The organism is Methylobacterium mesophilicum, assembly GCF_036441335.1.
In the GTDB taxonomy this organism is placed as follows: domain Bacteria; phylum Pseudomonadota; class Alphaproteobacteria; order Rhizobiales; family Beijerinckiaceae; genus Methylobacterium; species Methylobacterium mesophilicum_B.
In genome coordinates this window covers 117071-139497 of record NZ_MLBW01000012.1, presented here as the reverse complement: position 1 = coordinate 139497, position 22427 = coordinate 117071, and the positions used below count along the sequence as shown (strand labels likewise).

The window sequence follows — 22427 nt, the reverse complement described above, 5'->3', positions numbered from 1 at the left end:
TGGGGTCCGACCGATGGCCAGCGCCAGCTACGACGCCCGGCGGGGCGAGCTCACCACCTACTTCGACCGCACCGCGGTCGAGGCGTGGTCGCGCCTGACCTCGGACGCCCCGGTCAGTCGGATCCGCGCCACCGTACGCGCTGGCCGCGACGCCATGCGGGCGACGCTGCTCTCCTGGCTACCGGCCGACATGACCGGCCTGCGGCTGCTCGACGCCGGTTGCGGCACCGGGGCGCTGAGCGTCGAGGCGGCGCGCCGCGGGGCCGAGGTGGTGGCCATCGACGTCTCGCCGACGCTGATCGGGCTGGCGCAGGAGCGACTGCCGGCGATCTCCGGCGCGGGGCGCATCGACTTCCGCGTCGGCGACATGCTCGATCCGGCGCTCGGCCGCTTCGACCACGTCGTGGCCATGGATTCGCTGATCCACTACCGCGCCGTCGACATCGCGCGGGCGCTGGCGGTTCTGGGCGCGCGCACGGACGGCTCGGTGCTGTTCACCGTGGCGCCGCGCACGGCGCTGCTGACTGTGATGCACGCCGCCGGGAAGTTCTTTCCGCGCGGCGACCGCTCGCCGGCCATCGTGCCGGTGACCGAGGGCGGGCTGCGGCGGCGGATCGCTTCGGAGAAGGCCCTCGCCACCTTCGCCTGGACCCAGAGCCACCGGATCAACAGCGGGTTCTACCTGTCGAACGCGGTCGCGCTGACGCGCACCCTGCCTCCCGCCGCGGATGGGGGAGCAAGCCCGGCGGTACCCGGGGTGCGACCATGACCCCCGCCCGCAAGCTCACCGATGCCCTGATGCGCCTCGGTCCGGCCGTGCTTCCCTTCGCGGATGCCGCCACCGTCGAGCTGCCGCTGGGACGTCTGCTCCGCCTCGCCCTGTTCCAGGTGACCGTCGGCATGGCGGCGGTGCTGCTGATCGGCACCCTGAACCGGGTGATGATCGTCGAGCTCGGCGTCCCGGCCTGGATCGTCGCGATGATGCTGGCGCTGCCGCTGGTCTTCGCCCCCCTGCGCGCGCTGGTCGGCTTCCGCTCGGACACGCACCGCTCGGTCCTGGGCTGGCGGCGCGTGCCCTATATCTGGTTCGGCACGCTGCTCCAGTTTGGCGGCCTGGCGATCATGCCGTTCGCCCTGCTGATCCTGTCGGGCGACACGACCGGGCCGCTCTGGGTCGGCGACCTCGCGGCGGCGCTGGCCTTCCTGCTGGTCGGCGCCGGCCTGCACACCACCCAGACCGTGGGCCTCGCACTCGCCACCGACCTCGCCCCCGCCCACGCCCGGCCGAAGGTGGTGGCGCTGCTCTGCGCGGCCCTCCTGTTCGGCATGATGGCGAGCGCCGTGCTGTTCGGCCTGTTCCTCGCCCACTTCTCGGCCGTCCGGCTGATCCAAGTGATCCAGGGCGCGGCTCTGGTCACGATCATCCTCAACGGGTTCGCCCTCTGGAAGCAGGAGCCGCGCGATCCGAACCGCACACGGACGGCGCCGCAGCGGGACTTCCGGTCCTCCTGGCGGGCTTACGCGGGGCAGGGCACCGCGCGGCGCCGCCTCGTGGCGATCGGGCTCGGCACGGCGGGCTTCTCCATGCAGGACATCCTGCTCGAACCTTACGGCGGCCAGATCCTGCACCTCTCGGTCGCCGCCACCACGGCGCTGACCGCGCTGCTGGCCGCCGGCGGCGGACTCGGCCTACTGGTCGCGGCGCGCTGGCTCGGCCGCGGGGGCGACCCGTTCCGCGTGTCGGCGGTGGGTGTCGGGATCGGGATTCTGGCCTTCTCGGCGGTGGTCTTCGCCGCCCCGCTCGCCTCGGCCGACCTGTTCGCCGCGGGCGTGAGCCTGATCGGGCTCGGCGGCGGCCTGTTCGCCCACGGGACGCTCACCGCCTCGATGAACCGCGCCGGCCCCGAAGATACCGGGCTCGCGCTCGGCGCCTGGGGCGCCGTGCAGGCGACCGCGGCCGGCCTCTCGATCGCGGCGAGCGGCCTCGTGCGGGACGTGGGCGGCGCCATCGCCCAGTCGGGGGTGCTCGGCGAGGGCATGAACGAGCCCGCCATCGGCTACCTCATCGTCTACCACATCGAGATCGCCCTGCTGTTCGCGGCCCTCCTCGCCCTGGGGCCGCTGGTGCGGGAGGACGCGCGGGCTGAGACGCAACACCGACTCGGCGGCGATCTTGCCGGCCGGACGGCCTGAGATACGGGGAGGTCCACCATGCCAACCGGCGCACTCACGGGTTACGTCGACGTCGCCCAGGTCGTGCTCTACGCCTTCTTCCTCTTCTTCGCGGGGCTGGTCTTCTGGCTGCGCCGGGAGGACCGGCGGGAGGGCTACCCCCTGGAGAATGAGGCGGTCGGGCGGCGCAAGTCGGACGACCCGATCCTGATCCCGCGGTCCAAGGCGTTCCACCTGCCGGGCGGCGAGACGACCTACGCGCCGCAGGCGGTGCACGGCCGCGACGACGTCGAGACCGGAATCCCGGCCCGCAAGGTCGAGCCCTGGCCGGGGGCGCCCTACGAGCGCACCGAGTCGTCGCTCCAGGCCGGGGTCGGTCCCGGCTCCTGGGTGCTGCGGCACGACGTGCACGATCGGACCTGGGACGACGAGATCCGCATCGTGCCCCTGCGGGTGGCCAGGAACTTCGTCATCCACGAGGACGGCCCGAACCCGATCGGCATGACGGTGTTCGGCACCGACAACGCCGTCGCGGGCGTGATCAGCGACGTCTGGGTCGACCGCGGCGAGTCGCTGATCCGCTACTACGAGGTCGAGCTCCCGACGGGCGGGCGCCGGCTGATGCCGACCACGTTCTGCCGGGCCGGCGGCTTCACCAAGACGGTGACGACCGAGGCGCTGCTCGCCAGCCAGTTCGCCGACATCCCGACCACCCGCGACCCCGACAGCGTGACCTTCCTCGAGGAGGAGCGGATCATCTCGTATTTCGGCGCCGGCACGCTCTACGCGACGCCGGCCCGGGCGGAGCCCCTGATATGAGCGGCGACTTCCTCCCCGAAGGCACCCTGCGGGGTCTGCCCGGCCCGCTGCCGGCGGGCGAACGCATCCTCTGGCAGGGTGCGCCGGCCACCGCGGGGCTGCTGGTCCGGGTGTTCCACGCCCGCCTCGTGATCGCGTGGTTCTCGGTCTGCGCCCTGGCCTTCGGCCTCGCGGCGGGCTCGCCCGCCGCGGCGATGAGGGTGGTGGCGCCGACCCTGGTGATCGGCGCCGTCGCCGTCGGGCTGCTCTGGCTGCTCGCTTGGCTCACCCACCGGACGACGCTCTACACGGTGACCAACCGCCGGGTCGTGCTGCAGGCCGGCATCGCCCTGCCGGTGACCCACAACCTGCCCTTCGCGCAGATCGAGACGGCGGCCCTGCGCGCCTTCACGGACGGCAGCGGCGACCTGCCGCTGCGGTTGCGGCCGGGCCTCCGGATCGCCTACCTTCACATCTGGCCGCATGTCCGGCCCTGGCATCTCGCCCGGACCGAGCCCATGCTGCGCTCGGTGCCGGACGCGGACGCCGCGGCGGCGCTGCTGGCACGCGCCCTCGAGGCCCATGCCGACGGCACGGCGCCGCCGGTTCGGGTGGCGCGTCTCGGCCGAGCGGACGAGAATCCCGGTCGCCTCGTCGCGGCCGAATAGGGAGGGGCACGATGGGCGAGCGGGCGGAGGGCGCCGGCCGGGCCATGGCACCGTCGGTCGCGGGACCGGCACCGGCGCTGCTGATGATCGGTGCCGGAGCGCTGATGGGCTTCACCATGCTGGCGGTCCTGATCGGCCGGAGCGAGAAGGTCGGCCTCGTCGCCCTGCCGCCTGCCAAGGTGGTGGAGCGCCTCGAGTTCCGCGCCGAGGATCAGGTCGACGGCTCGATCGCCCTGCGGGACGTCGCCGACCGGCACATCGTCGCCTGGATCCGACCCGGCGAGGACGGCTTCCTGCGCGGGACCCTGCGGGGTCTCGCCCAGGCCCGCCAGCGGGAGGGCCTCGGCCCCGAGAAGCCCTTCAGCCTGACCCGCTACGACGACGGCCGCCTCGCGCTGGCCGACGAGGCGACCGGCCGCCGTGTGCCGCTCGAAGCCTTCGGGCCGACCAATGCCGGGGCCTTCGCCCGGCTGATGCCCGCGCCGGGCGCCCCCGCCACGGAGACGCGGTGATGGGCCTGTTCGGCAGCCGCACCGTCACCGTGCCCTGCACGGTGGAGATCGAGCAGACGCCCGAGAGCCTGCACGCGCACGTGACCCTCGATGCCGGCTTCGAGATCGAGCCCGGCGACGCGGTCCAGGTCCACGACGCGCCGACCTCGGTGCCCTACGGCGAGCGCCTCACCGTGCGGCGCACCGCCACGATCACCCGGGCCGGCCCGCTGGAGCGGGCCTGGACCAAGCTCATCGCCCATCTCGAGCTGACCGAACTCTACGAGGTCAGCTTCTCCGAGAGGAGGAAGCTGTGAACGCACCCGTCCCGCCGCCCTCCGGCCAGCCCGTCCCGAAGACTCCGGTCAACGAATCGACCCGGGCTGCCCAGGAGACGACCTTCCTGAGCCCGCGCTTCTACACGACCGATTTCGACGAGCTCGACCGGACCGACGTCGAGCCGGTCCGGCGCGACTGGGACGTGCTCATCGCCGAGCTGCGCTCCGACCCGAACAAGCGCCACTTCACCCGCAACGAGGAGTTCGACTGCGACCTGTCGCGGATGGAGCCCGAGTTGCGGAAGGAGTTCCTGGACTTCCTGGTCTCGTCCATCACGGCGGAATTTTCCGGCTGCGTGCTCTACGCGGAGATGAGGAAGCGGGCCAAGAACAAGGATATCAAGGAGCTGTTCGGCTTCATGAGCCGCGACGAGGCGCGCCACGCGGGCTTCATCAACGACACGCTCAAGGACTTCGGCATCGGCGTGGATCTGGGCTTCCTCACCAAGTCCAAGAAGTACACGTTCTTCCGGCCGAAGTTCATCTTCTACGCCACCTATCTGTCGGAAAAGATCGGGTACGCCCGCTACATCACGATCTTCCGCGAGCTGGAGCGGCACCCGGAGCGGCGCATCCACCCGATCTTCAAGTGGTTCGAGCTGTGGTGCAACGACGAGTTCCGCCACGGCGAGGCCTTCGCGCTGCTGATGCGGGCGAACCCGAAGCTGACGAGCGGCGTGAACCGCTACTGGATCCGGTTCTTCCTGCTCGCGGTCTTCGCCACGATGTACGTGCGCGACCATCACCGCCCGGCCTTCCACGCCGCGCTCGGGGTCGATCCCAGCGACTACGACTTCAAGGTCTTCCGGATCACTTCGGAGATCTCCCGCCAGACCTTCCCGCTGGAGCTCGATATCGACAATCCGAAGTTCAAGGCGGGGCTCGACCGGCTCCTCGCCTGCTCCCGGGCGATCGCCGACGCCAAGGCGCGGGGCGGCCTCGTCGGCAAGGCCCTGCAGGGCCTCCACGCCGCGCGCGCCGCCGTGACCTTCGCGCGGCTCTATCTCCTGCCCGTCAAGGCCAACGCCCTGCCGGCCGATATCCGCCTCCAGCCGGTCTGGTAGCATGGGGACCTACGCCGCCCCGGTCCTGTACGCGGTGCTGCTCTGGTGGTTCTCCACCGGGCTGATCCTGCTGCTCGACCACGCCCCGCGGCGGACGCATCCGTGGAGCATGGCCGGGGCGACCCTCCTGCTCGCCGGCGCCCTGGTGGCGATCCGGTCCAGCGCCGCCGACACGAGCGCCACGGGGGCCTACACGGCCTTCACGGCGGCGCTCGTCGTCTGGGGCTGGCAGGAGATGAGCTACTACATGGGCTTCCTGTCGGGCCCGCGGCCCGTCGCCTGCGCGCCGAGCGTGCGCGGCCTCGACCGGTTCCTCGCCGCGCTCGCCACCAGCCTGTGGCACGAATTCGCCATCGTGGTCGGCGGCCTCGCGATCCTGGCGCTGGTCTGGGGCAGCCCCAACCGCTTCGCCCTGTGGACCTACGGCACGCTGGTCGTGATGAACCTGTCGGCGCGACTCAACCTGTTCCTCGGGGTGCGCAACCTCCACGCCGAGTTCCTGCCGGACCATCTCGGCTACCTCGCCTGCTACCTGTCCCGGAAGCCGATGAACCTGCTGTTCCCGGTCTCGGTGAGCCTCGGGACCATCGCGGCGGCCCTGCTCGGGCGCGCGGCGCTCGGAGCCGACCTGCTGGAGCACGAGCTGATCGGCTTCACGGTCCTGGCGACGCTGACCGCGCTCGCCACGCTGGAGCACTGGTTCCTGATGCTGCCGCTGCCCTCGGCGGAGCTGTGGCGCTGGAGCCTGCCGGCCCGGGCGCCCGGGGAGGCGGCCGGACCGCCGGACCACGTGTAGGCCGAGGGATCATCGCGGGGCGACGCACGTCCACCAATCTGGAACTGGTCTTGTGCGAAGTCCGGTGTCACAGGCGGGATCAACCCGCAGGGTTTGTTCGGGGAGAGGCGACATGGATTACGAGACCTTCTTCGAAGGCGAGATCGCCGGGCTCCACCGGGAGGGCCGCTACCGGGTCTTCACCGACCTCGAGCGCCACGCCGGCAACTTCCCGCACGCCACCCACCACCACGCGGGCGGCACCCGGCCGGTCACGGTCTGGTGCTCCAACGACTATCTCGGCATGGGCCAGCACCAGACCGTCACCGGGGCGATGCACGAGGCGATCGACCGCTGCGGCGCCGGCGCCGGCGGCACCCGCAACATCTCGGGCACCAACCACTACCATGTGCTCCTTGAGCAGGAACTCGCCGACCTCCACGGCAAGGAGGCGGCCCTGCTGTTCACCTCCGGCTACGTGTCGAACTGGGCGGCGCTCGGGACCCTGGCCTCGCGCCTGCCGAACTGCGCCGTCTTCTCCGATTCCGAGAACCACGCCTCGATGATCGAGGGAATCCGGTTCTCCCGCGCCGAGCGCCACATCTTCCGCCACAACGACCCGGAGGACCTGAACCGGAAGCTCGGCCTGATCGACCCCGCCCGACCGAAGCTGGTGGCGTTCGAGTCGGTCTACTCGATGGACGGCGACATCGCGCCGATCGCCGAGATCTGCGACGTGGCCGAGGCCCACGGGGCGCTCACCTATCTGGACGAGGTCCACGCGGTCGGCCTCTACGGCGCGCGCGGCGGCGGCATCTCGGAGCGGGACGGCGTCGCCCACCGGCTCGACGTGATCGAGGGCACGCTCGGCAAGGCCTTCGCGGTGCACGGCGGCTACATCACGGCGTCCGAGAAGCTCTGCGACTTCGTGCGCAGCTTCGCGTCGGGCTTCATCTTCACGACCTCGCTGCCGCCGGCCGTCGCGGCGGGCGCGGCGGCGTCGATCCGCCACCTCAAGGAGAGCGGCGTCGAGCGGGCCCGGCATCAGGAGCGCGTGGCGAAGGTCCGGCAGGCGCTCGAGGCCGCCGACATCCCGACCATGCCCAACGACAGCCACATCGTGCCGGTGATGGTCTGCGATCCCGTGCTCTGCAAGGGCATCTCCGACACCCTGCTCGACGAGTTCGGCATCTACGTGCAGCCGATCAACTACCCGACGGTCGCCCGCGGCACCGAGCGCCTGCGGATCACGCCGTCGCCGCTGCACACAGACGCCGACATCGCCCGTCTGGTCGAGGCGCTCACCACGATCTGGGGGCGGATCGGGCTCCGGCAGAAGGCCGCGGAGTAGGGCTTTCCTTCTCCGCATCGCACCCTCATCCTGGGGCGCCCGCGCCAGCGGGCCTCGAGGGAGTTCGCCGGCCGCGCGTTCCCCGGGGGCCTCCGTCGCGGCCTCCGCCCCGCCGCGGCACCTCAGGATGAGGGGGTGGGTCGGATGCCCCCGCAGCATCGAGTCATCGCGTGCCCACCTTCCCCTTCTCGGCCATCGTCGGCCAGGACGAGATGCGCCAGGCGCTGCTGATCGCGGCGGTTGACCCGGCGGTCGGCGGCGTGCTCGTCTTCGGCGACCGCGGCACCGGCAAGTCCACGGCGATCCGGGCGCTGGCCGCCCTGCTGCCGCCGATGCGGGCGGTGGTCGGCTGCCCGTACAACTGCGACCCGGACAGCCCGGCGGAATCCTGCCCGCACTGCGCCGCGGGCGGCCCGCGCAAGAGCCACAAGAAGCCGGTGCCGGTGGTGGACCTGCCCCTCGGCGCCACCGAGGACCGGGTGGTCGGCACCCTCGACCTGGAGCGGGCGCTCGGCGCCGGCGTGAAGGCCTTCGAGCCGGGGCTGCTCGCCCGGGCCAACCGCGGCTTCCTGTACATCGACGAGGTCAATCTCCTCGAGGACCACCTCGTCGACCTGCTGCTCGACGTGGCGGCCTCCGGCGTCAACACGGTCGAGCGCGAGGGCCTGTCGCTGCGCCACCCGGCGCGGTTCGTCCTCGTCGGGTCCGGCAACCCGGAGGAGGGCGAGCTGCGGCCGCAGCTCCTCGACCGGTTCGGGCTCGCCTGCGAGGTCGTGACCCCGAAGGACATCCCCACCCGCATCGCGGTGGTGCGCGCCCGGGACGCCTACGAGCGCAACCCGGAGGGATTCTGCGCGGCGCACGCGGGGGCGGAGCGGAAAATTCAGAAGACAATCCTGCTGGCGCGGGAACGCCTGCCCGCGGTCACCGTCCCCGACGCCGCCCTGGAGCGCGCGGCGCGGCTCTGTCTGGCGCTGGGCACCGACGGGCTGCGCGGCGAGCTGACCCTGATGCGCACCGCCCGGGCGCTGGCCGCCCTGGACGGCGCGGAGGCGGTGACCGACGACCACCTCATTCGCATCGCCCCGGCCGCCCTGCGCCACCGGCTGCGCCGCAACCCGCTGGACGAATCCGGTTCCACCGCCCGGGTGGAGCGGGCGCTGGCGGAGGTGTTTGCGTGACGCCACCGCCGCGCATCCCCTGCCCCTCGGAGGGTGAAGGGAGGGCGCCCGATCCCTGGGCCGATCCCTGGGCCGATCCCTGGGCCGATGCCGGTCTCGCCGCCCGGCTTCTCGCCGCCGACCCGCACGGGTTCGGCGGCGCGGTGCTGCGGGCCCCCGCCGGGCCGGTGCGCGAGCGCTGGCTCGACATCGTGCGGGCGGCGCTGCCCCCGGGAACGCCCTGGCGGCGCCTGCCGCCCGGCATCGGCGACGACGGCCTGCTCGGCGGCGGAGGGGGGACGGGCCCGGGCGGGCGCGGACGCCCTGCAGGCGGCCCGAGCCCTGCGTGCGGCCGGGCTGCAGGCCATCGTGGTCGATACCGGCACACGGGGCGAGGAGGCCCGTTCGGTCGCGGACGCGATGGGCGCCCGCTACCTGAAACTGCCGCGGGTCGAGGCCGGCCAGCTCAGCGCGGCGGTGCGGGCGGCACTCTGAGCGCCGCGCCCGTCACCCGTGCGACAGGGTGTCAGAGGTCGCCGCCGATGCCGCTGTCGGCGAGGCGCTGGTGGTGGGCGAGCCAGGAGTTCAGCATCTCGCGGACGATGGCCTTGAGGCTCCAGCTGCCGGAGACCGGGGCGGCGATGTTCTGGGTCGAGGAGGTGAAGAGGATCATGGCCTTCTCCGGAGTTGGTGGACGCGTCTTGTTCTTGCTCGCCCGTGGTATGACGTCGCTGCTGCAGCGCAGCAATCGGTCTCCGCTCACCGGTGGCATGCGGCCGCCGCATGGGATTGTTCAGTGTTACGAAATACTTCCGGCCATGAACGATAGCGCCGCCGTCGCCTCTGGATCGTCCGGCTATGCCGCAGTGCAGGATACGCGCGCATGCTGACCGGCTATGACGCGGACCGGCCCGACTGGGCCCTGGAGGGCCGGGACTGGCCCCATCGGGACACCAGCCGCTTCGTGGAGGCGGCCGGCCTGCGCTGGCACGTCCAGGAATACGGGTCTCCGGACGCCCCGACGCTGCTGCTCCTGCACGGGACCGGGGCGGCCACGCATTCGTGGCGCGGGCTGGCGCCACTGCTCGCGCGCGACTTCTTCGTGATCGCCCCGGACCTGCCGGGCCACGGCTTCACGGACCCGCTGCCCGACGCCGACCTGTCGCTGCCCGGCATGGCCCGGGCCGTGGCGGGCCTCGTGGCGGCGCTCGGCCGGCCGCCGGTCCTGGCGGCGGGCCACTCGGCCGGCGCCGCCATCCTCGCGCGCATGTGCCTCGACGGCGCCATCGCGCCCCGGCTGCTGGCGGCCTTCAACGGCGCTCTCGCGCCGCTGCCGGGGGCGGCGAACCTGCTGTTCCCCAGCATGGCGCGCCTCCTGTTCCTCAACCCGTTCACCCCCCGGATCTTCGCCTGGACGGCGGACCGGTCCGCGGCCAAGCGCCTGATCGAGGGGACCGGCTCGCGCCTCGACCCGGAGGGGGTCGACCTCTACCGGCGGCTCTTCGCCCGAGCCGGCCATGTCCGCGGGGCGCTGGGCATGATGGCGAACTGGGATCTCGCCGGGCTGCACAGCGCGCTGCCCGGCCTCGGCACCCGGACCCTGCTGATCGTCGGCGGCGACGACAGGGCCATCCTGCCGGACACTGCCTTCGCCCTGCGGGACCGCATGCCCGACGCCCGCGTCCGCCTGATCCGGGGCCTCGGCCACCTCGCCCACGAAGAGGCGCCGGAGCGCGTGGCCGAGGTGCTCCGCGCCGAGGCTTCGGACGCGGGCGTTCTGTCGCCGCCTTGAGCCGGACGGGACTGGCGCCGGCCTTGCGTGGGTCGTAGAGCCTGCCGCGGCGGGCAGGACAGGATCGAGGAGCGGCCGGAACGATGGCGAGACCCGTGATCGGCGTCATCGGCAACGCGCGCCTGATCGACAGCCGCTTCCCGGCGCAGATCGTCGGCGAGAACAACATGCGGGCGGTCGCCGCGGTGGCGGGCGCCCTGCCGCTGATGTTCGCCGCCGCTCCGGCGATGACCGACCTCGGCGACCTCCTCGACACCGTGGACGGCATCCTGCTCACGGGGGGCCGCGCCAACGTTCACCCGGCGCGCTTCAACACCGAGCCCTGCGCGGCGCACGAGCCCTACGACGAGGATCGCGACGCCGTGGCGCTGCCGCTGATCGAGGCCTGCGTGGCGGGGGGCGTGCCGCTGTTCGGCATCTGCCGCGGCTTCCAGGAGATGAACGTCGCCTTCGGGGGCAGCCTGCACCCGGAGATCCGCGACCTGCCGGGCCGGCTCAACCACCGCATGCCGCGCCTCGCGAACGGCGAGATCCACCCGGACCTGGAGGTGATCTTCGCCGACCGTCACGAGGTCCGGCTGACGCCCGGGGGCGCCTTCGCCCGCCTCCTGGCGCGCGAGACGATCCGGGTGAACTCCCTGCACGGCCAGGGCATCCTGGAACCGGGCGGGCGGATCGTGGTCGAGGGCATCGCCGAGGACGAGACGGTCGAGGCGATCCGCGTCCGCGACGCTGCGGGCTTCGCCCTGGGCGTCCAGTGGCACGCCGAGCACGATCCGGCGACCAACCCGATCAACCGCGCCCTGTTCGAGGCCTTCGGGGCCGCCGCGGCGACGCGGCACCGCGCGCGGCGGGCCGGCCGGGTCTGAGGCGCCCGCGCGGCGGCCTGGCCCAGTGCAGGGGCCGCGCGCGGCAGCCCAGCGCCGGCACGCCCCCGNCGGGCCGGCCGGGTCTGAGGCGCCCGCGCGGCGGCCTGGCCCAGTGCAGGGGCCCCGCGCGGCAGCACAGCGCCGGCACGCCACCGGCACCGTGAGCATTTCCGGCCTTAACCTATGTTTATCCGACCGCAATGATCCACGAAATATTGTCCGTCCAACCGGACAGATCTTGCCGGCATGCGGCAGGATTCACCTTATCCCCCGGACGACCTGTCGCAGGACGGAACAGCGGCCGCCCGGTGGTGTTCCCGGAGTCCCGAACAGTGGCCGCCTCGCGTCGAGGCCGGCCGCGCAGAGACCGGGCAGGCCCTGCATGCATCTCCCCCGCGACGACCGAGAGCACCCCCGTGCCGAGGCCTTCCGCGACTTCATCCGGAACCCGCCCTTCCCCTGCGTGGGCGCCAAATCGGCCCTGTCCCGGGGGCGGATGCGGATCGTCGTGGCCCGGGATATCACCTCGGGCTGGGACGACATGCGGATCTACCCGGCGCTGCTCGCCTTCGTGGCGCAGTACCGGGCGCAGCCCGACCTGTTCCAGAGTTTCGCGGTCGTGTTCGAGGGTCCGGGCGACCTCTCGGAGGAGGCGTTCGAGCGGAACCTCTGGGCGCGCGCGCAATCCCTGACCGACAAGGACGCCTGGCTCGGCCAGCCCCACGATTCCCGCGTGGCCGAGGATCCCGACAACCCGCACTTCTCCCTGAGCTTCGGCGGCGAGGCGTTCTTCGTGGTCGGGCTTCACCCGCAGGCGAGTCGGCCGGCGCGGCGCTTCTCGTCGCCGGTGCTGGTCTTCAATCTGCACGCGCAGTTCGAGCGGCTGCGGGCCGAGGGGCGCTACGAGAAGCTGCGCGCCGCGATCCTGGAGCGGGACGAGGCCCTCGCCGGCAGCGTGAACCCGATGCTGGCGCGCCACGGCGAGGCCTCGGAGGCGCGCCAGTACAGCGGCCGCGCGGTCGACGCGGACTGGCGCTGCCCGATGAAGGGCCGACCGGCGCCGGCCCCGGAGGCGCGGGACTGGCACCCGCCGGTCCTGACCCTCGACCGCGGGCTGCCGGGCGGCAGCGCCTGAACCGGTCGGATCGCGGACCTGAGAACGGAGTGAGCCAACCCGCCATGTGCCAAGCCGACGTGCAGACGATCGCGCCGCGTTCCGGCGTCGCCTTCACCCTCGACCGCGGCCAGCGCCTCACGGTGATCGACCCCTGCGGCGAGCAGGTGGCCGACCTCCTCGCCTTCAACCGCCACGACACGGGGGAGGTGATCTCGTCGGGCCGGACCCTCGACTACGCCAGCCGGATCTACCTGACTACCGGCGACCCGCTCTACTCGAACCGCTCCAACATCCTGCTGCGGATCGTGGAGGACACGGTGGGGCGGCACGATTTCCTGCTGACGCCGTGCTCGGCCGACACGTTCCGCATCATCTACGGCGACGCGAACCCGCATCGCGGCTGCTTCGGCAACCTCGCGGCGGCGCTCGCCCCCTACGGCATCGCGCCGGACGCGATCCCGGTGGCGTTCAACTGCTTCATGAACGTGCCGATCGACGGCGCGACCGGGGCGCTCACCGTGGCGCCGCCCCTCAGCCGGGCCGGGGACCGGATCGTGTTCGTCGCCGAGACCGACCTGATCATCGGGCTCACCGCCTGCTCGGCCCTGCAATCCAATAACGGCAGCTTCAAGCCGATCCACTACAGAGTCGGCTCGTAGCCGCAAACTCGAATAATGCTACGACCCAGCGTCGAGACTGATCTATTTAAGTCTGCCGTTCGAAACTCATCTGGCGCCTTGAAACCGCTATTCGCCGGCTAGCGGCCCCAGGTCTTTGCGATTTACTAACCCGAATGCACGAGGTTGGCCCGGCGCAGCGCGGGCGGCGAATCCACGCCGGCCGGCCGCAGGCCTCCTCTTCCGGTGCTCGGATGACCCCCACGCAGACCAGCCGCCCGCCCGTCGACCGCGTCGCGCCGTGGCAGCGCCTCGCCGATCTCCGGCTCCGCCACAAGCTCGCGGCCGTGATGGGCTTGGTGCTCCTGGCCATCGGCGCCCTCAGCGCCCTGAGCTTCCTCGACATGCGCGGCTCGGCGCTCGAGGACCGCGCGCTGATGACCAAGCGCCTGACCGAGGTCGCGCAGAGCCTGCTCGCCCACTACGAGGCGCAGGCCCGGACAGGCCAGATGCCCGTCGCCGACGCGCAGAAGGCCGCGCTCGCGGCGATCACCGCCCTGCGCTTCGGCAGCGAGGACTACTTCTTCGTCCTCGACGCGCAGGGCCACCTGATCGCCAACGCCTTCAACGCCAAGAACGTCGGCAAGCAGGTGGTGGACCAGACCGACGTCCCCGGCGGCAAGCGCTACTTCGCCGAGATGGTCGAGACCGCCAAGCGCGACGGCTCGGGCTTCGTCGACTACATGAAGCCGCGCCCCGGCGGATCCGTGCCGGTGGAGAAGGTCGCGAGCGTGCAGATGTTCAAGCCGTGGGGCTGGATCGTCGCCACCGGCCTGTACCGCGACGACGTCCACGCGGCCGTGCGCGACCGCGCGGTCACCATCGGCCTCTGGTCGGCCGGTCTCGCCCTGCCGATCCTGGCGCTGCTGCTGCTCGTCGGCAACGGCCTGTCGCGCCCGATCACCCGCCTGACCGCGGCGATGCGCTGCCTCGCGGACGGCGACCTCGCGGTGACGGTCGCCGACCAGCGCCGCGGCGACGAGGTCGGCGCCATGGCGCGCGCCGTCCAGGTGTTCAAGGACGCCCTGATCGCCAAGCGGGCGGCCGACGCCGCCGCCGTGGCGGAGAACGACGCGAAGATGCGCCGCGCCCAGATGCTCGACACGGTCACCGCCCGGTTCGACGCGCAGGTCAGCGCGCTGACGCAGGGCCTGTCGGCGGCCGCGGTCGAGATGGAGGCCACGGCCCGGGAGATGACGCGCACCGCCGCGCGGACCACCGACCAGTCGGTGCGCGTCGCCGCGACCTCCGAGCAGACCTCGAGCAACGTGCAGACCGTGGCGGCGGCGAGCGAGGAGATGGCGGCCTCGATCAACGAGATCGCGTCCCGCGTCGCCCAGTCCTCGGCGATGGCCGACCGGGCCGGCACGGACGTGGCCCAGACCAACGCCCTGATGCAGGTGCTCGCCCGCGGCACGGACCAGATCAGCGAGGTGATGGGCCTGATCGCCGGGATCGCCGGTCAGACCAATCTGCTGGCCCTCAACGCCACCATAGAGGCCGCGCGCGCCGGCGAGGCCGGCAAGGGCTTCGCCGTGGTGGCGGGCGAGGTGAAGGCGCTGGCCTCGCAGACGGCCCGAGCCACTGAGACCATCGCGACGCAGATCGCCGCCATCCAGAACGAGACGCGGCAGGCGGTCGAATCGATGCGGACGATCGGGGGCACGATCGACGAGATGCGCACGGTCGCGCTCAGCGTGGCCGCCGCCATGGAGGAGCAGGGCGCGGCGACGAGCGAGATCGTCCGCAACGTCACGCAGGCGGCGCAGGGCACCCAGGCGGTGAGCACCGACATCGCCGACGTCCGGCAGGCGGCCCGCGAGACCGGCGCGGCCTCCGACCAGGTGCTCAGCGCCGCCCAGGAACTGGCCCGCTACTCGTCGAGCCTCGGCCAGGAGGTCACGACCTTCCTGGCCGCCGTGAAGGCCGCCTGAGGGCTGGGTCGCCGGGCCGTCCGGCGACCCAGCGTCCTTACAGGCTGATCCGCTCCCGCACCGCGATGTCGGGGCTGGACGCGCCGCAGGTCGGCAGGCTCTCCACGGGGCCATGCACCGCCGAGGTGGTCGCCGACAGGTCGTGGTAGCAGATGCAGCCTTCCGCGAAGTAGTGGTGCACCAGGGCCTTGCGGGAGCGCTGCATGTCGGCGCGGGCGGAGCCGCCGTGCAGCAGGTTCGCGTGCCAGAACAGCACGTCGCCCTTGCGCGCCGTGAAGTAGGCGGGCGTCGCCCCGTGCTCCCGGATCTCCTGCTTGATCGCCGGCTCGTAGCGCTCGGAATAGGCGCCGTAGCCGCGCTCGCGGAACTCGTCCGTGGTGATGCCGACGTCGTGGCTGAACAGGTACGGCAGGCGGTGGGTGCCGGGATAGTAGACGAGCGGCCCCGCATCCGCGTGGATGTCCTCCATGGCGACCCAGCAGGCAGCCAGGTAGCCGAGCGGGTAGGTCGTCATGTGGATCGAGTCCGAGTGCTCAGATTGCTGGCTGCCCTTGTGGGACGCGATGGTCTGGAACGGGATCGCGGGGCGGCCGAGCACCATGCTGCTGAAGTTCATCAGCACGGGATGCTTCAGCAGCCGGTCGATCGCCTCGACCTTCAGGTGCGGGTTGAGGTAGCGGCCCGGGTGCGGGTCGTCCGGCGCCGCCTTCTCGGGGGCGAGGGTCAGGTCCCCGCCGGCGATCGCGGCCTCGTAGGCGGCCCAGACCTCGTCGATCGTGTCGGGATCGATCGCGCCGCGCAGGACGTAGTAGCCGTGCTCCACCCAGGACCGGCAGATCTCGGCCTGCCGGGGCGTGATCTCCCGGCGCGCCACGCGCCGCGCGACGATGTCGAGGGCGTCGGGCTGGTCGAGCCAGGGGCTCGGCCCGGATTCGGGGAAGCTCTCGGCCCGGAACACCTTGATGCAGCCGATATCGACCGGGATGTCGGCCTCGACCGCGCGGGATGGCGCGGGCGGCGCGTGGGGCGCTTGGGGCGGGACGTCGTCGCGCCCGAGGGCGAGGTTGCGCACCGTGGTCCTCACCGTGCGCGCCAGCGATGCAGCGCGCGCAAGCCCCTGAGCCATCGTCTCAACCCGCCGGTTCCGTCCGAGTCGCCATCAGGCCGGTCGATCGCGACTTTAGCGAGGCAAACAACTTTACGGCGACGAACTTTCGTCTCGGTCGCGTCGGAGGTCTCATCGATGTTCGGATGAGCCGTCCGGCCCGCCCGCGGCTCAGGCGATCCCGTCGATCGCCACCCGCAGGTGCTCCGGCCCCCGCAGGGCGGCGCCCGGCCGGTAGGGCGGCGGGTCCTCGACCAGGCGCGGCGCCTTCAACCGGCGGGCGAGGGCGGTGAGCGCCGCCTCGGCCTCGAACCGGGCCAGCGGCGCGCCCACGCAGTAGTGCAGGCCGCCGCCGAAGCCGAGATGGCGGATCCCGGTGCGGTCCGGGTCGAACCGGTCGGGGTCGGGGAAGACGGCCGCGTCGCGGTTGCCGGAGGCCAGCAGCAGCACGAGATCGGCCCCCTCGGGGATCGTGACCCCGGCGATGTCGATGGGCGACAGGGTCCGCCGCGTCCGGAACTGCACCGGCGGCTCGTAGCGGAGCAGCTCCTCGATCAGCCGCGGGGCCCGGAGCGGGTCCTGCCGCAGGCGCTCCAGCTCGTCCGGATGCCGCAGCAGGGTCAGCAGGCCGTTGGTGATCAGGTTCACGGTGGTCTCGTGCCCGGCCACCAGCATCAGGATCGAGGTGGCGATCAGGTCGTAATCGCCCATCTTCACGCCGGCCGGGGTGGCGTGGTTGGCGAGGCCCGACAGCATGTCGTCCTGCGGGTGCCTGCGCTTCTCCCTGATCAGGTCGCCCATGTAGCCGCCGATCGCGTCGAAGGTCCGGCTGTTCGCGGCGCGGATCTCGGGATCGGACAGGCTGTCGGGCTCCAGCGCGGTGGCGAGCTGCGTCGCCCAGCCGTGGAATTTCGGCTCGTCCTCGCGGGGCACGCCGAACAGCTCGCAGATCACCGTCACGGGCAGCGGGTAGGCGAGGTCGTCGACCGCGTCGATCTCCCGGGCACCGCACTTCTCGTTGAGCAGGTCCGCCACCAGCCGGTCGGAGCGGGCGCGCATCGCCTGGACGCGCTCGCGGGAGAACTGGTGCATCACCGCCGAGCGCAGGGCGTCGTGGTCCGGCGGGTCGCGGAAGATGAAGACCCGGTGCCGGTCCATCATCCAGTCCTTGAGCGGTTTGACGATCAGGTCGGTGAGGGGGTTGCCGGTGCGCGGCCGGTCGGCCGGGGGCAGGGTGTCGGAGCTGACCCGCGGGTCCTGCAGCAGGCGCGCGACGGTGCCGTGGGTCGCCGCGACCCAGGTGCCCGCCTCGGTACCGTCGTCCTGGCGCGAGACGGGATTCTCCCGCAGCTTCGCGTAGACCGGGTAGGGGTTCGGCCGGTTGGCGAAATCCTTGACCTGGTCGAGGAGGGTGGCGTCGGGCATGCGGTCTCCTTCACGCATCGACCCGGACGGCGGCCACCGGCCTTCGGGAAAGATGCTGCAACGACAAAGGCTTCGCCCGATGGGCCGGTTCCGCTTCCCGACGCGTTACGGAAAGCCCGGCTCGTGGACCGTGACGCGCTTCGGCCGGTCGGTCGCGGCGCCCTCGGGCGGGAACGGCGCGCGGGCCTCCACGAGCTCGGCATGGGCCGGCAGCCAGCGGGCGGAATCGACCGCGACCGCCGCGATGCAGCGCCCCGCGCGGCCGTAGGTGGCGACGAAGCGGCCGGCCGCCGGATCGCCCTGCGTGATCGCCACCGCGTCGGCGCCCTCGGTCAGGCCGACGGATTTCACCACGAGGTCGCCCTGCGTCGACCAGAAGGTCGGCAGGGCGCCGTAGGGCCCCTCGGGCTCCGCGCCGGCGAGGCGCCGGCCGGCATGGACGCCCTGCGCCACCGCGTGGCTCCAGTGCTCCAGGGCGACGCGCCGGCCGTCGTAGAGCGGGTGGGGAAAGCGCGCCACGTCGCCGGCGGCGGCGATGCGCGGGTCGGGCCTGCCGTCGGAATCGAGGACGTGGCCGCGCGCGTCGCAATCGACGCCGCCCGGATCCGCCGACAGGCCGGACCCGTCGAGCCACTCGGTGTTGCGCACGGCCCCCAGGGCGATGACGGCGACGTCGGCCGCGAGGCTGCTGCCGTCGACGAGGTGGGCGCGCACGAGCCGGCCGTCCCGGCCCTCGAGCCACTCGACCTCGCGGCCGCAGCGCAGCGCGACCCCGTGGCCCGCGTGGATCGCGCCGATGAATCCCCCGACGGTGCTGCCGAGGACGCGGGCCAGCGGCGTCGGGCCGGGCTCGACCAGGGTGACCGGCAGGTCGAGCTGCCGGCACAGGCTCGCGACCTCGCAGCCGATGAAGCCGGCGCCGATCACCAGCACGTGCCGCGGGCCGGCGGCCAGCGCCCGGCGCAGGGCGGCGGCCCGCGGCACGTGCNCGGCCCGGTCCGTCCGGGCCGCGCCGCAGGTCGTCGCCGCCGCGCCGCCGCCCCCGGAGGGCTACGCCCGCTACAGGGCCTACAATTACGGGCCGGGCTACGGCTACGGCTACGCGCCGGGTTATGCGCCGGGCTACACCGACGACCGCCTCGACCGCCTGAGCAGCGCCCAGGCCGCCGGATACGTCGTGGTCCACCGCCGGACGGTGCAGTTCCCCGACGGCCGGACCCTGCGGGTCTACCGCCCGGACGACGGGGGCGAGCCGTTCTGACCTGACCCGCCCGCGAACACCGCCCGCAGGGGCGCCCGCAGGATCTTCCCGGCGGGGTTGCGGGGCAGGAGCCCGTCCCAGATCTCGATCCGCACCGGCACCTTGAACGCCGCGAGCCGCTCGGCCGCGAAGGCGCGGATCGCCTCCGGGTCGGTCTCGGCGCCCTCGGCCAGCACCACGATGGCGCCGGGCTCCTCGCCCAGCGTCGGGTGGGGCACCGGCAGCACCACGGCGTCGATCACGTCCGGATGCGCGTAGAGGGCGTTCTCGACCTCGCAGCAGTAGATGTTCTCGCCGCCGCGGATCAGCATGTCCTTGATCCGGTCGACGATGGTCAGGAAGCCCTCGTCGTCGGCCCGGGCGAGGTCGCCAGTGCGCAGCCAGCCCTCGGAGAGGACCTCCGCGGTGGCCACCGGGTCGTCCCAGTAGCCGCGGACCACGTTGGGGCCCTTCACGCAGAGCTCGCCGACGCTGCCGGGCGGCAGATCCTGCCCGAGGGGATCGAGGATCCGCACCTCGCAGACCGGCAGGGGCGGTCCGCAGGATTCCGGGTGGGCGAGGTAATCCTCGCCCTGGTGGTGGGTGAAGGTCGCCGAGGTCTCGGTCATGCCCCAGCCGGTGCCCGGGACGACCCGCGGCAGGGCCTCGCCCAGCGCCCGCACGAGGTCGCCGGCGGCCGGGGCGCCGCCGTAGGTGACGCCCTCGAGGGTCGGCAGGAGCCGGCCGGCCTCCCGGGCCGCGTTGGCGAGCTGCCACGCGATGGTCGGGACGCCGCCCGCGCTCGTGCAGCCCTCCCGCTCGATCAGGTCGAGGGCCGCGGCGGCGTCCCAGCGGTGCATCATGACGAGGCGGTGGCCGCCGTAGAGAGCCGCCCCCAGGCTCGCGTGGCAGCCGGTGACGTGGAACAGCGGGATCACCAGCAGCGCAGCCCGCTGCGGCGCGGCCGGGTCGGGCTTCGGCGGCGCCTCGCCCCGGCGCAGGGCGCTGCGCGCCGCCGAGTAGGGGTAGGCCATCACCGTGGTGGCGGCCGCCCGGTGGGTGCCGACCGCCCCCTTGGGCTTGCCCGTGGTGCCCGAGGTGTAGAACAGGGTCGCGTCGTCCTCCGGGTCGAGGGCGATGTCGGGCAGGGGGCGATCGGGGAGGGCGCCCCAGTCCCGGACCGGCCCGACGATGTCGGAAAGCAGGGTCGCCCGCGGATCGGGCTCCATCCGGGTGGTGAGGACCCGCTCCAGGGCCGGACATTCGGACAGGTGCGGCGCCAGTCGGTCGAAGCGCTCGCCGTCGGCGATCAGGACCCGGGCGCCCGAATGCTGCAGGCCGTAGGCGAGTTCGGGGCCGGTCCACCACGCGTTGAGCGGCGTCGCGATCGCCCCGGCGAGCAGCGCACCGAAATAGCTCACCGGCCATTCGGGCAGGTTGCGCTGCGCGATGGCGACCCGGTCGCCCTTGCGCACGCCGGCCTCCGCCAGGGCCCGCGCCAGGGCGGTGGCGGCGCGGGCGAAGCCCGTGAAGGTCACGCGCTCGTCCCGGTAGACCACGAAGGTCTTGTCCGCGTGGCCGCGCGCGATCCGGAACAGGTCGCCCAGCGTCGGCGGGGCCTTCTCCCAGATCCGGGTCGGCACGCCCCGGATCGGCACCGTGGCGACGGCGAAGGGTGTGCCTGGGGCGGTGAGCCGCGCCTCGGCCTCGCGGAAGGGCAGGGCCGGCCAGCCGGCGGGGATGCGGGGATCGAGGCTCATCGCGCGATCGTCACCCCGCCGTCGATCACGAGCGCCTGGCCGGTCACGAACCGGCCGGCCGCCGAGGCCAGGAACACGGCCGCGCCGGCGATCTCGTCGGGCTCGCCGATCCGGCGCAAGGGGGCAGCGTCCGTGGTAGCGGCCAGCATCTCGGGATCCTCCCACAGGGCCCGGGCGAAGTCGGTGCGGATCAGCCCCGGGCACAGGCAGTTCACCCGCACGTTGGCGGGGCCGTACTCGACCGCGTAGTTGCGGGCGAGCTGGAGGTCGGCGGCCTTCGAGACGTTGTAGGCGCCGATCACCGGCGAGCCCTTGAGCGCCCCGATCGAGGAGACGATGACGATCGCGCCGTCCCGCCGCGCCACCATGCCGGGAGCGACCATCTGGATCAGCCAGTGGTTCGACAGGACGTTGTTCTCGAGGATCTTTCGGAACTGCGCGTCGGAGATGCCGGCCAGCGGCCCGTAATAGGGATTGCTGGCGGCGTTGCAGACCAGCACGTCCACGGGACCGAGCTGCTTGTCCGTCTCGGCCACCAGGGTTTCCAGCTCCGCCTTCACCGAGATACTGGCCGGAATCGCCACGGCGCGGCCGGCCCCATGGGCGGCCTCGATCTCGGCCACGACCGCCTCGCAGGCCTCGCGCTTGCGCGAGGAGATCACCACCCGGGCGCCGTGCTCGGCCATCCGCAGGGCGATCGCCCGCCCGATGCCCCGCGACGAGCCGGTGACGAGGGCGGTCTTGCCGGTCAGATCGAACAGGGACATGGCGAGGCTCTGCTCTGGATGAAGCGGCGAACGGCTTCCGTCCCCGTTCCACGGGATATGAGGGTCGCGACGCACCCTCTCTCCCGTGCGGGAGAGGGGACCCGCGCCCCATCCGGCCGTCGACAATCTCGCCGGACGCCGCCCATCCTCACACCCCCGCCCGCATCGACCGGCGCAGGCGCGCCATGCCGGCGAGCCAGCGCTCGGGGTCCTCGGCCCGGCGGCGGGCGTATTCGGCCACCTGTGGGTGCGGCAGGATCAGGAAACGCCCCGATGCCAGCCCGTCGAACGCGGCTTCGGCCACCGCCTCCGGCGCCAGCACGCCGTCGCGCGACGCGGCGCTGGCTTCCCCCAGCATGGCGGTGTCGACCCCCTGCGGGCACAGGGCGGCGACCCGGATCCCCTCCCCGGCATGGGCGATGGCGAGATGCTCCAGGAAGGCGAGCGCCGCGTGCTTGGTGGCCCCGTAGGTGGCGCTGCCGATCTGGCTGAGCAGCCCGGCCGCCGAGACGGTGCCGAGGAACGCGCCCCCGCCCCGGGCGCGCCAGAGCGGCACCAGCACCCGCGCCGCGTGGACATGACCCATCACGTTCACCGCGAAGGCGCGCGCCCAGCTCTCCGGATCGGCGGAGGTGGCGAGATCCGGATCGGGGTCGCGCTCCAGGATGCCGGCGTTGGAACAGTACAGGGTGATGGGCCCGATCTCGGCTTCGATGCGCGCCAGGATCGCGGCGACCGCCTCCGCGTCACCCACGTCGAGCGCGAAGGCCCGTCCGCCGAGTTCCGCCGCCACGGCCTCCGCGCCGGCCCCGTCCCGGTCGAGGGCCACGACCGTCGCGCCCCGGGCCTCGGCGGCGACCGCGAGCGCCCGGCCGATGCCCCGGGCGGCCCCGGGACGGCGACGACGCGGCCGGACAGCTCCAT

Annotated in this window: 21 protein-coding genes and 2 pseudogenes; 16 read left to right on the top strand and 7 right to left on the bottom strand. The window is 72.8% G+C overall.

The features are described from left to right. The first annotated feature begins 13 nt into the window (after positions 1-13). The 11 genes from bchM to MMR14E_RS09155 all read left to right on the top strand — a co-directional run bounded on the left by bchM (position 14) and on the right by MMR14E_RS09155 (position 9312). Positions 14-769 carry a magnesium protoporphyrin IX methyltransferase gene (gene bchM, locus MMR14E_RS09205; protein WP_331313806.1) on the top strand — a complete coding sequence of 252 codons (756 nt, stop codon included), beginning with the start codon at positions 14-16 and terminating at the stop codon, positions 767-769. Beyond that, positions 766-2193 carry a BCD family MFS transporter gene (locus tag MMR14E_RS09200; protein ID WP_331313805.1) on the top strand — a complete coding sequence of 476 codons (1428 nt, stop codon included), beginning with the start codon at positions 766-768 and terminating at the stop codon, positions 2191-2193. The genes bchM and MMR14E_RS09200 overlap by 4 nt, the downstream gene beginning before the upstream one ends. Before the next feature lie 18 nt (positions 2194-2211). Beyond that, on the top strand, positions 2212-2991 hold the full coding sequence (gene puhA, locus MMR14E_RS09195) for a photosynthetic reaction center subunit H (protein WP_331313804.1): 780 nt from the start codon (positions 2212-2214) through the stop codon (positions 2989-2991). Then, on the top strand, positions 2988-3638 hold the full coding sequence (puhB, locus tag MMR14E_RS09190; protein WP_331313802.1) for a photosynthetic complex putative assembly protein PuhB: 651 nt from the start codon (positions 2988-2990) through the stop codon (positions 3636-3638). The genes puhA and puhB overlap by 4 nt, the downstream gene beginning before the upstream one ends. Positions 3639-3649: 11 nt before the next feature. Beyond that, entirely contained in the window at positions 3650-4150 is a 501-nt protein-coding gene (puhC, locus tag MMR14E_RS09185) for a photosynthetic complex assembly protein PuhC (protein WP_331313801.1), read from the top strand. After that, positions 4150-4446 carry a hypothetical protein gene (locus MMR14E_RS09180; protein WP_192710362.1) on the top strand — a complete coding sequence of 99 codons (297 nt, stop codon included), beginning with the start codon at positions 4150-4152 and terminating at the stop codon, positions 4444-4446. The genes puhC and MMR14E_RS09180 overlap by 1 nt, the downstream gene beginning before the upstream one ends. After that, a complete protein-coding gene (gene acsF / locus MMR14E_RS09175) occupies positions 4443-5531 on the top strand; it encodes a magnesium-protoporphyrin IX monomethyl ester (oxidative) cyclase (RefSeq protein ID WP_331313800.1) in 1089 nt (362 codons plus the stop codon). Before MMR14E_RS09180 ends, acsF begins: the two co-directional genes overlap by 4 nt. Position 5532: 1 nt before the next feature. Next, positions 5533-6327 (top strand): putative photosynthetic complex assembly protein PuhE, encoded by a 795-nt coding sequence (puhE, locus tag MMR14E_RS09170; protein ID WP_012318818.1) that lies wholly within the window; start codon positions 5533-5535, stop codon positions 6325-6327. Between the two features lie 112 nt (positions 6328-6439). Next, on the top strand, positions 6440-7657 hold the full coding sequence (gene hemA, locus MMR14E_RS09165) for a 5-aminolevulinate synthase (protein ID WP_331313799.1): 1218 nt from the start codon (positions 6440-6442) through the stop codon (positions 7655-7657). A gap of 170 nt (positions 7658-7827) precedes the next feature. Next, a complete protein-coding gene (gene bchI, locus MMR14E_RS09160; protein WP_331313798.1) occupies positions 7828-8838 on the top strand; it encodes a magnesium chelatase ATPase subunit I in 1011 nt (336 codons plus the stop codon). A 348-nt stretch (positions 8839-9186) separates the two neighbouring features. Continuing rightward, entirely contained in the window at positions 9187-9312 is a 126-nt protein-coding gene (locus tag MMR14E_RS09155; protein ID WP_331313797.1) for a hypothetical protein, read from the top strand. Positions 9313-9343: 31 nt separating this feature from the next. On the opposite strand, the gene MMR14E_RS09150 is transcribed toward MMR14E_RS09155, so the two are convergent. Further along, positions 9344-9490, bottom strand: a complete 147-nt coding sequence (locus MMR14E_RS09150; protein WP_331313796.1) for a hypothetical protein — start codon at positions 9488-9490, stop codon at positions 9344-9346. A gap of 210 nt (positions 9491-9700) precedes the next feature. On the opposite strand from MMR14E_RS09150, the gene bchO reads away from it, so the two are divergent. From bchO to MMR14E_RS09125, 5 genes are all read left to right on the top strand, one after another. Further along, entirely contained in the window at positions 9701-10609 is a 909-nt protein-coding gene (gene bchO / locus MMR14E_RS09145; RefSeq protein ID WP_331313795.1) for an alpha/beta fold hydrolase BchO, read from the top strand. Between the two features lie 83 nt (positions 10610-10692). Beyond that, positions 10693-11478, top strand: coding sequence for a gamma-glutamyl-gamma-aminobutyrate hydrolase family protein (locus MMR14E_RS09140; protein WP_331313794.1), 786 nt, complete (start codon positions 10693-10695; stop codon positions 11476-11478). Positions 11479-11860: 382 nt separating this feature from the next. Next, positions 11861-12613, top strand: a complete 753-nt coding sequence (gene gntA, locus MMR14E_RS09135; protein ID WP_331313793.1) for a guanitoxin biosynthesis heme-dependent pre-guanitoxin N-hydroxylase GntA — start codon at positions 11861-11863, stop codon at positions 12611-12613. Between the two features lie 44 nt (positions 12614-12657). Next, a complete protein-coding gene (locus tag MMR14E_RS09130; protein WP_331313816.1) occupies positions 12658-13254 on the top strand; it encodes an urea carboxylase-associated family protein in 597 nt (198 codons plus the stop codon). A 212-nt stretch (positions 13255-13466) separates the two neighbouring features. Next, positions 13467-15206: a methyl-accepting chemotaxis protein gene (locus tag MMR14E_RS09125; protein WP_331313792.1), complete on the top strand. Its 1740-nt coding sequence runs from the start codon at positions 13467-13469 to the stop codon at positions 15204-15206. Positions 15207-15243: 37 nt separating this feature from the next. On the opposite strand, the gene MMR14E_RS09120 is transcribed toward MMR14E_RS09125, so the two are convergent. The 6 genes and pseudogenes from MMR14E_RS09120 to MMR14E_RS09095 all read right to left on the bottom strand — a co-directional run bounded on the left by MMR14E_RS09120 (position 15244) and on the right by MMR14E_RS09095 (position 22427). After that, on the bottom strand, positions 15244-16332 hold the full coding sequence (locus tag MMR14E_RS09120) for a phytanoyl-CoA dioxygenase family protein (RefSeq protein WP_331313791.1): 1089 nt from the start codon (positions 16330-16332) through the stop codon (positions 15244-15246). 150 nt (positions 16333-16482) lie between these two features. Continuing rightward, positions 16483-17736 carry a cytochrome P450 gene (locus MMR14E_RS09115; protein WP_331313790.1) on the bottom strand — a complete coding sequence of 418 codons (1254 nt, stop codon included), beginning with the start codon at positions 17734-17736 and terminating at the stop codon, positions 16483-16485. Between the two features lie 105 nt (positions 17737-17841). Beyond that, positions 17842-18711: pseudogene (locus tag MMR14E_RS09110) on the bottom strand (FAD-dependent oxidoreductase); the annotation flags it as partial. A gap of 252 nt (positions 18712-18963) precedes the next feature. Beyond that, positions 18964-20736, bottom strand: a complete 1773-nt coding sequence (locus tag MMR14E_RS09105) for a class I adenylate-forming enzyme family protein (RefSeq protein ID WP_331313789.1) — start codon at positions 20734-20736, stop codon at positions 18964-18966. Then, positions 20733-21503 (bottom strand): SDR family oxidoreductase, encoded by a 771-nt coding sequence (locus MMR14E_RS09100; protein ID WP_331313788.1) that lies wholly within the window; start codon positions 21501-21503, stop codon positions 20733-20735. The genes MMR14E_RS09105 and MMR14E_RS09100 overlap by 4 nt, the downstream gene beginning before the upstream one ends. Positions 21504-21651: 148 nt before the next feature. Then, positions 21652-22427: pseudogene (locus MMR14E_RS09095) on the bottom strand (SDR family NAD(P)-dependent oxidoreductase).

Bases quoted from the DNA above. Each gene is read 5' to 3' on its own strand.
- bchM (WP_331313806.1), top strand. From the start codon at position 14: ATGGCCAGCGCCAGCTACGACGCCCGGCGGGGCGAGCTCACCACCTAC.
- MMR14E_RS09200 (WP_331313805.1), top strand. From the start codon at position 766: ATGACCCCCGCCCGCAAGCTCACCGATGCCCTGATGCGCCTCGGTCCG.
- puhA (WP_331313804.1), top strand. From the start codon at position 2,212: ATGCCAACCGGCGCACTCACGGGTTACGTCGACGTCGCCCAGGTCGTG.
- puhB (WP_331313802.1), top strand. From the start codon at position 2,988: ATGAGCGGCGACTTCCTCCCCGAAGGCACCCTGCGGGGTCTGCCCGGC.
- puhC (WP_331313801.1), top strand. From the start codon at position 3,650: ATGGGCGAGCGGGCGGAGGGCGCCGGCCGGGCCATGGCACCGTCGGTC.
- MMR14E_RS09180 (WP_192710362.1), top strand. From the start codon at position 4,150: ATGGGCCTGTTCGGCAGCCGCACCGTCACCGTGCCCTGCACGGTGGAG.
- puhE (WP_012318818.1), top strand. From the start codon at position 5,533: ATGGGGACCTACGCCGCCCCGGTCCTGTACGCGGTGCTGCTCTGGTGG.
- hemA (WP_331313799.1), top strand. From the start codon at position 6,440: ATGGATTACGAGACCTTCTTCGAAGGCGAGATCGCCGGGCTCCACCGG.
- MMR14E_RS09150 (WP_331313796.1), bottom strand. From the start codon at position 9,490: ATGATCCTCTTCACCTCCTCGACCCAGAACATCGCCGCCCCGGTCTCC.
- bchO (WP_331313795.1), top strand. From the start codon at position 9,701: ATGCTGACCGGCTATGACGCGGACCGGCCCGACTGGGCCCTGGAGGGC.
- MMR14E_RS09140 (WP_331313794.1), top strand. From the start codon at position 10,693: ATGGCGAGACCCGTGATCGGCGTCATCGGCAACGCGCGCCTGATCGAC.
- gntA (WP_331313793.1), top strand. From the start codon at position 11,861: ATGCATCTCCCCCGCGACGACCGAGAGCACCCCCGTGCCGAGGCCTTC.
- MMR14E_RS09130 (WP_331313816.1), top strand. From the start codon at position 12,658: ATGTGCCAAGCCGACGTGCAGACGATCGCGCCGCGTTCCGGCGTCGCC.
- MMR14E_RS09125 (WP_331313792.1), top strand. From the start codon at position 13,467: ATGACCCCCACGCAGACCAGCCGCCCGCCCGTCGACCGCGTCGCGCCG.
- MMR14E_RS09120 (WP_331313791.1), bottom strand. From the start codon at position 16,332: ATGGCTCAGGGGCTTGCGCGCGCTGCATCGCTGGCGCGCACGGTGAGG.
- MMR14E_RS09115 (WP_331313790.1), bottom strand. From the start codon at position 17,736: ATGCCCGACGCCACCCTCCTCGACCAGGTCAAGGATTTCGCCAACCGG.
- MMR14E_RS09105 (WP_331313789.1), bottom strand. From the start codon at position 20,736: ATGAGCCTCGATCCCCGCATCCCCGCCGGCTGGCCGGCCCTGCCCTTC.
- MMR14E_RS09100 (WP_331313788.1), bottom strand. From the start codon at position 21,503: ATGTCCCTGTTCGATCTGACCGGCAAGACCGCCCTCGTCACCGGCTCG.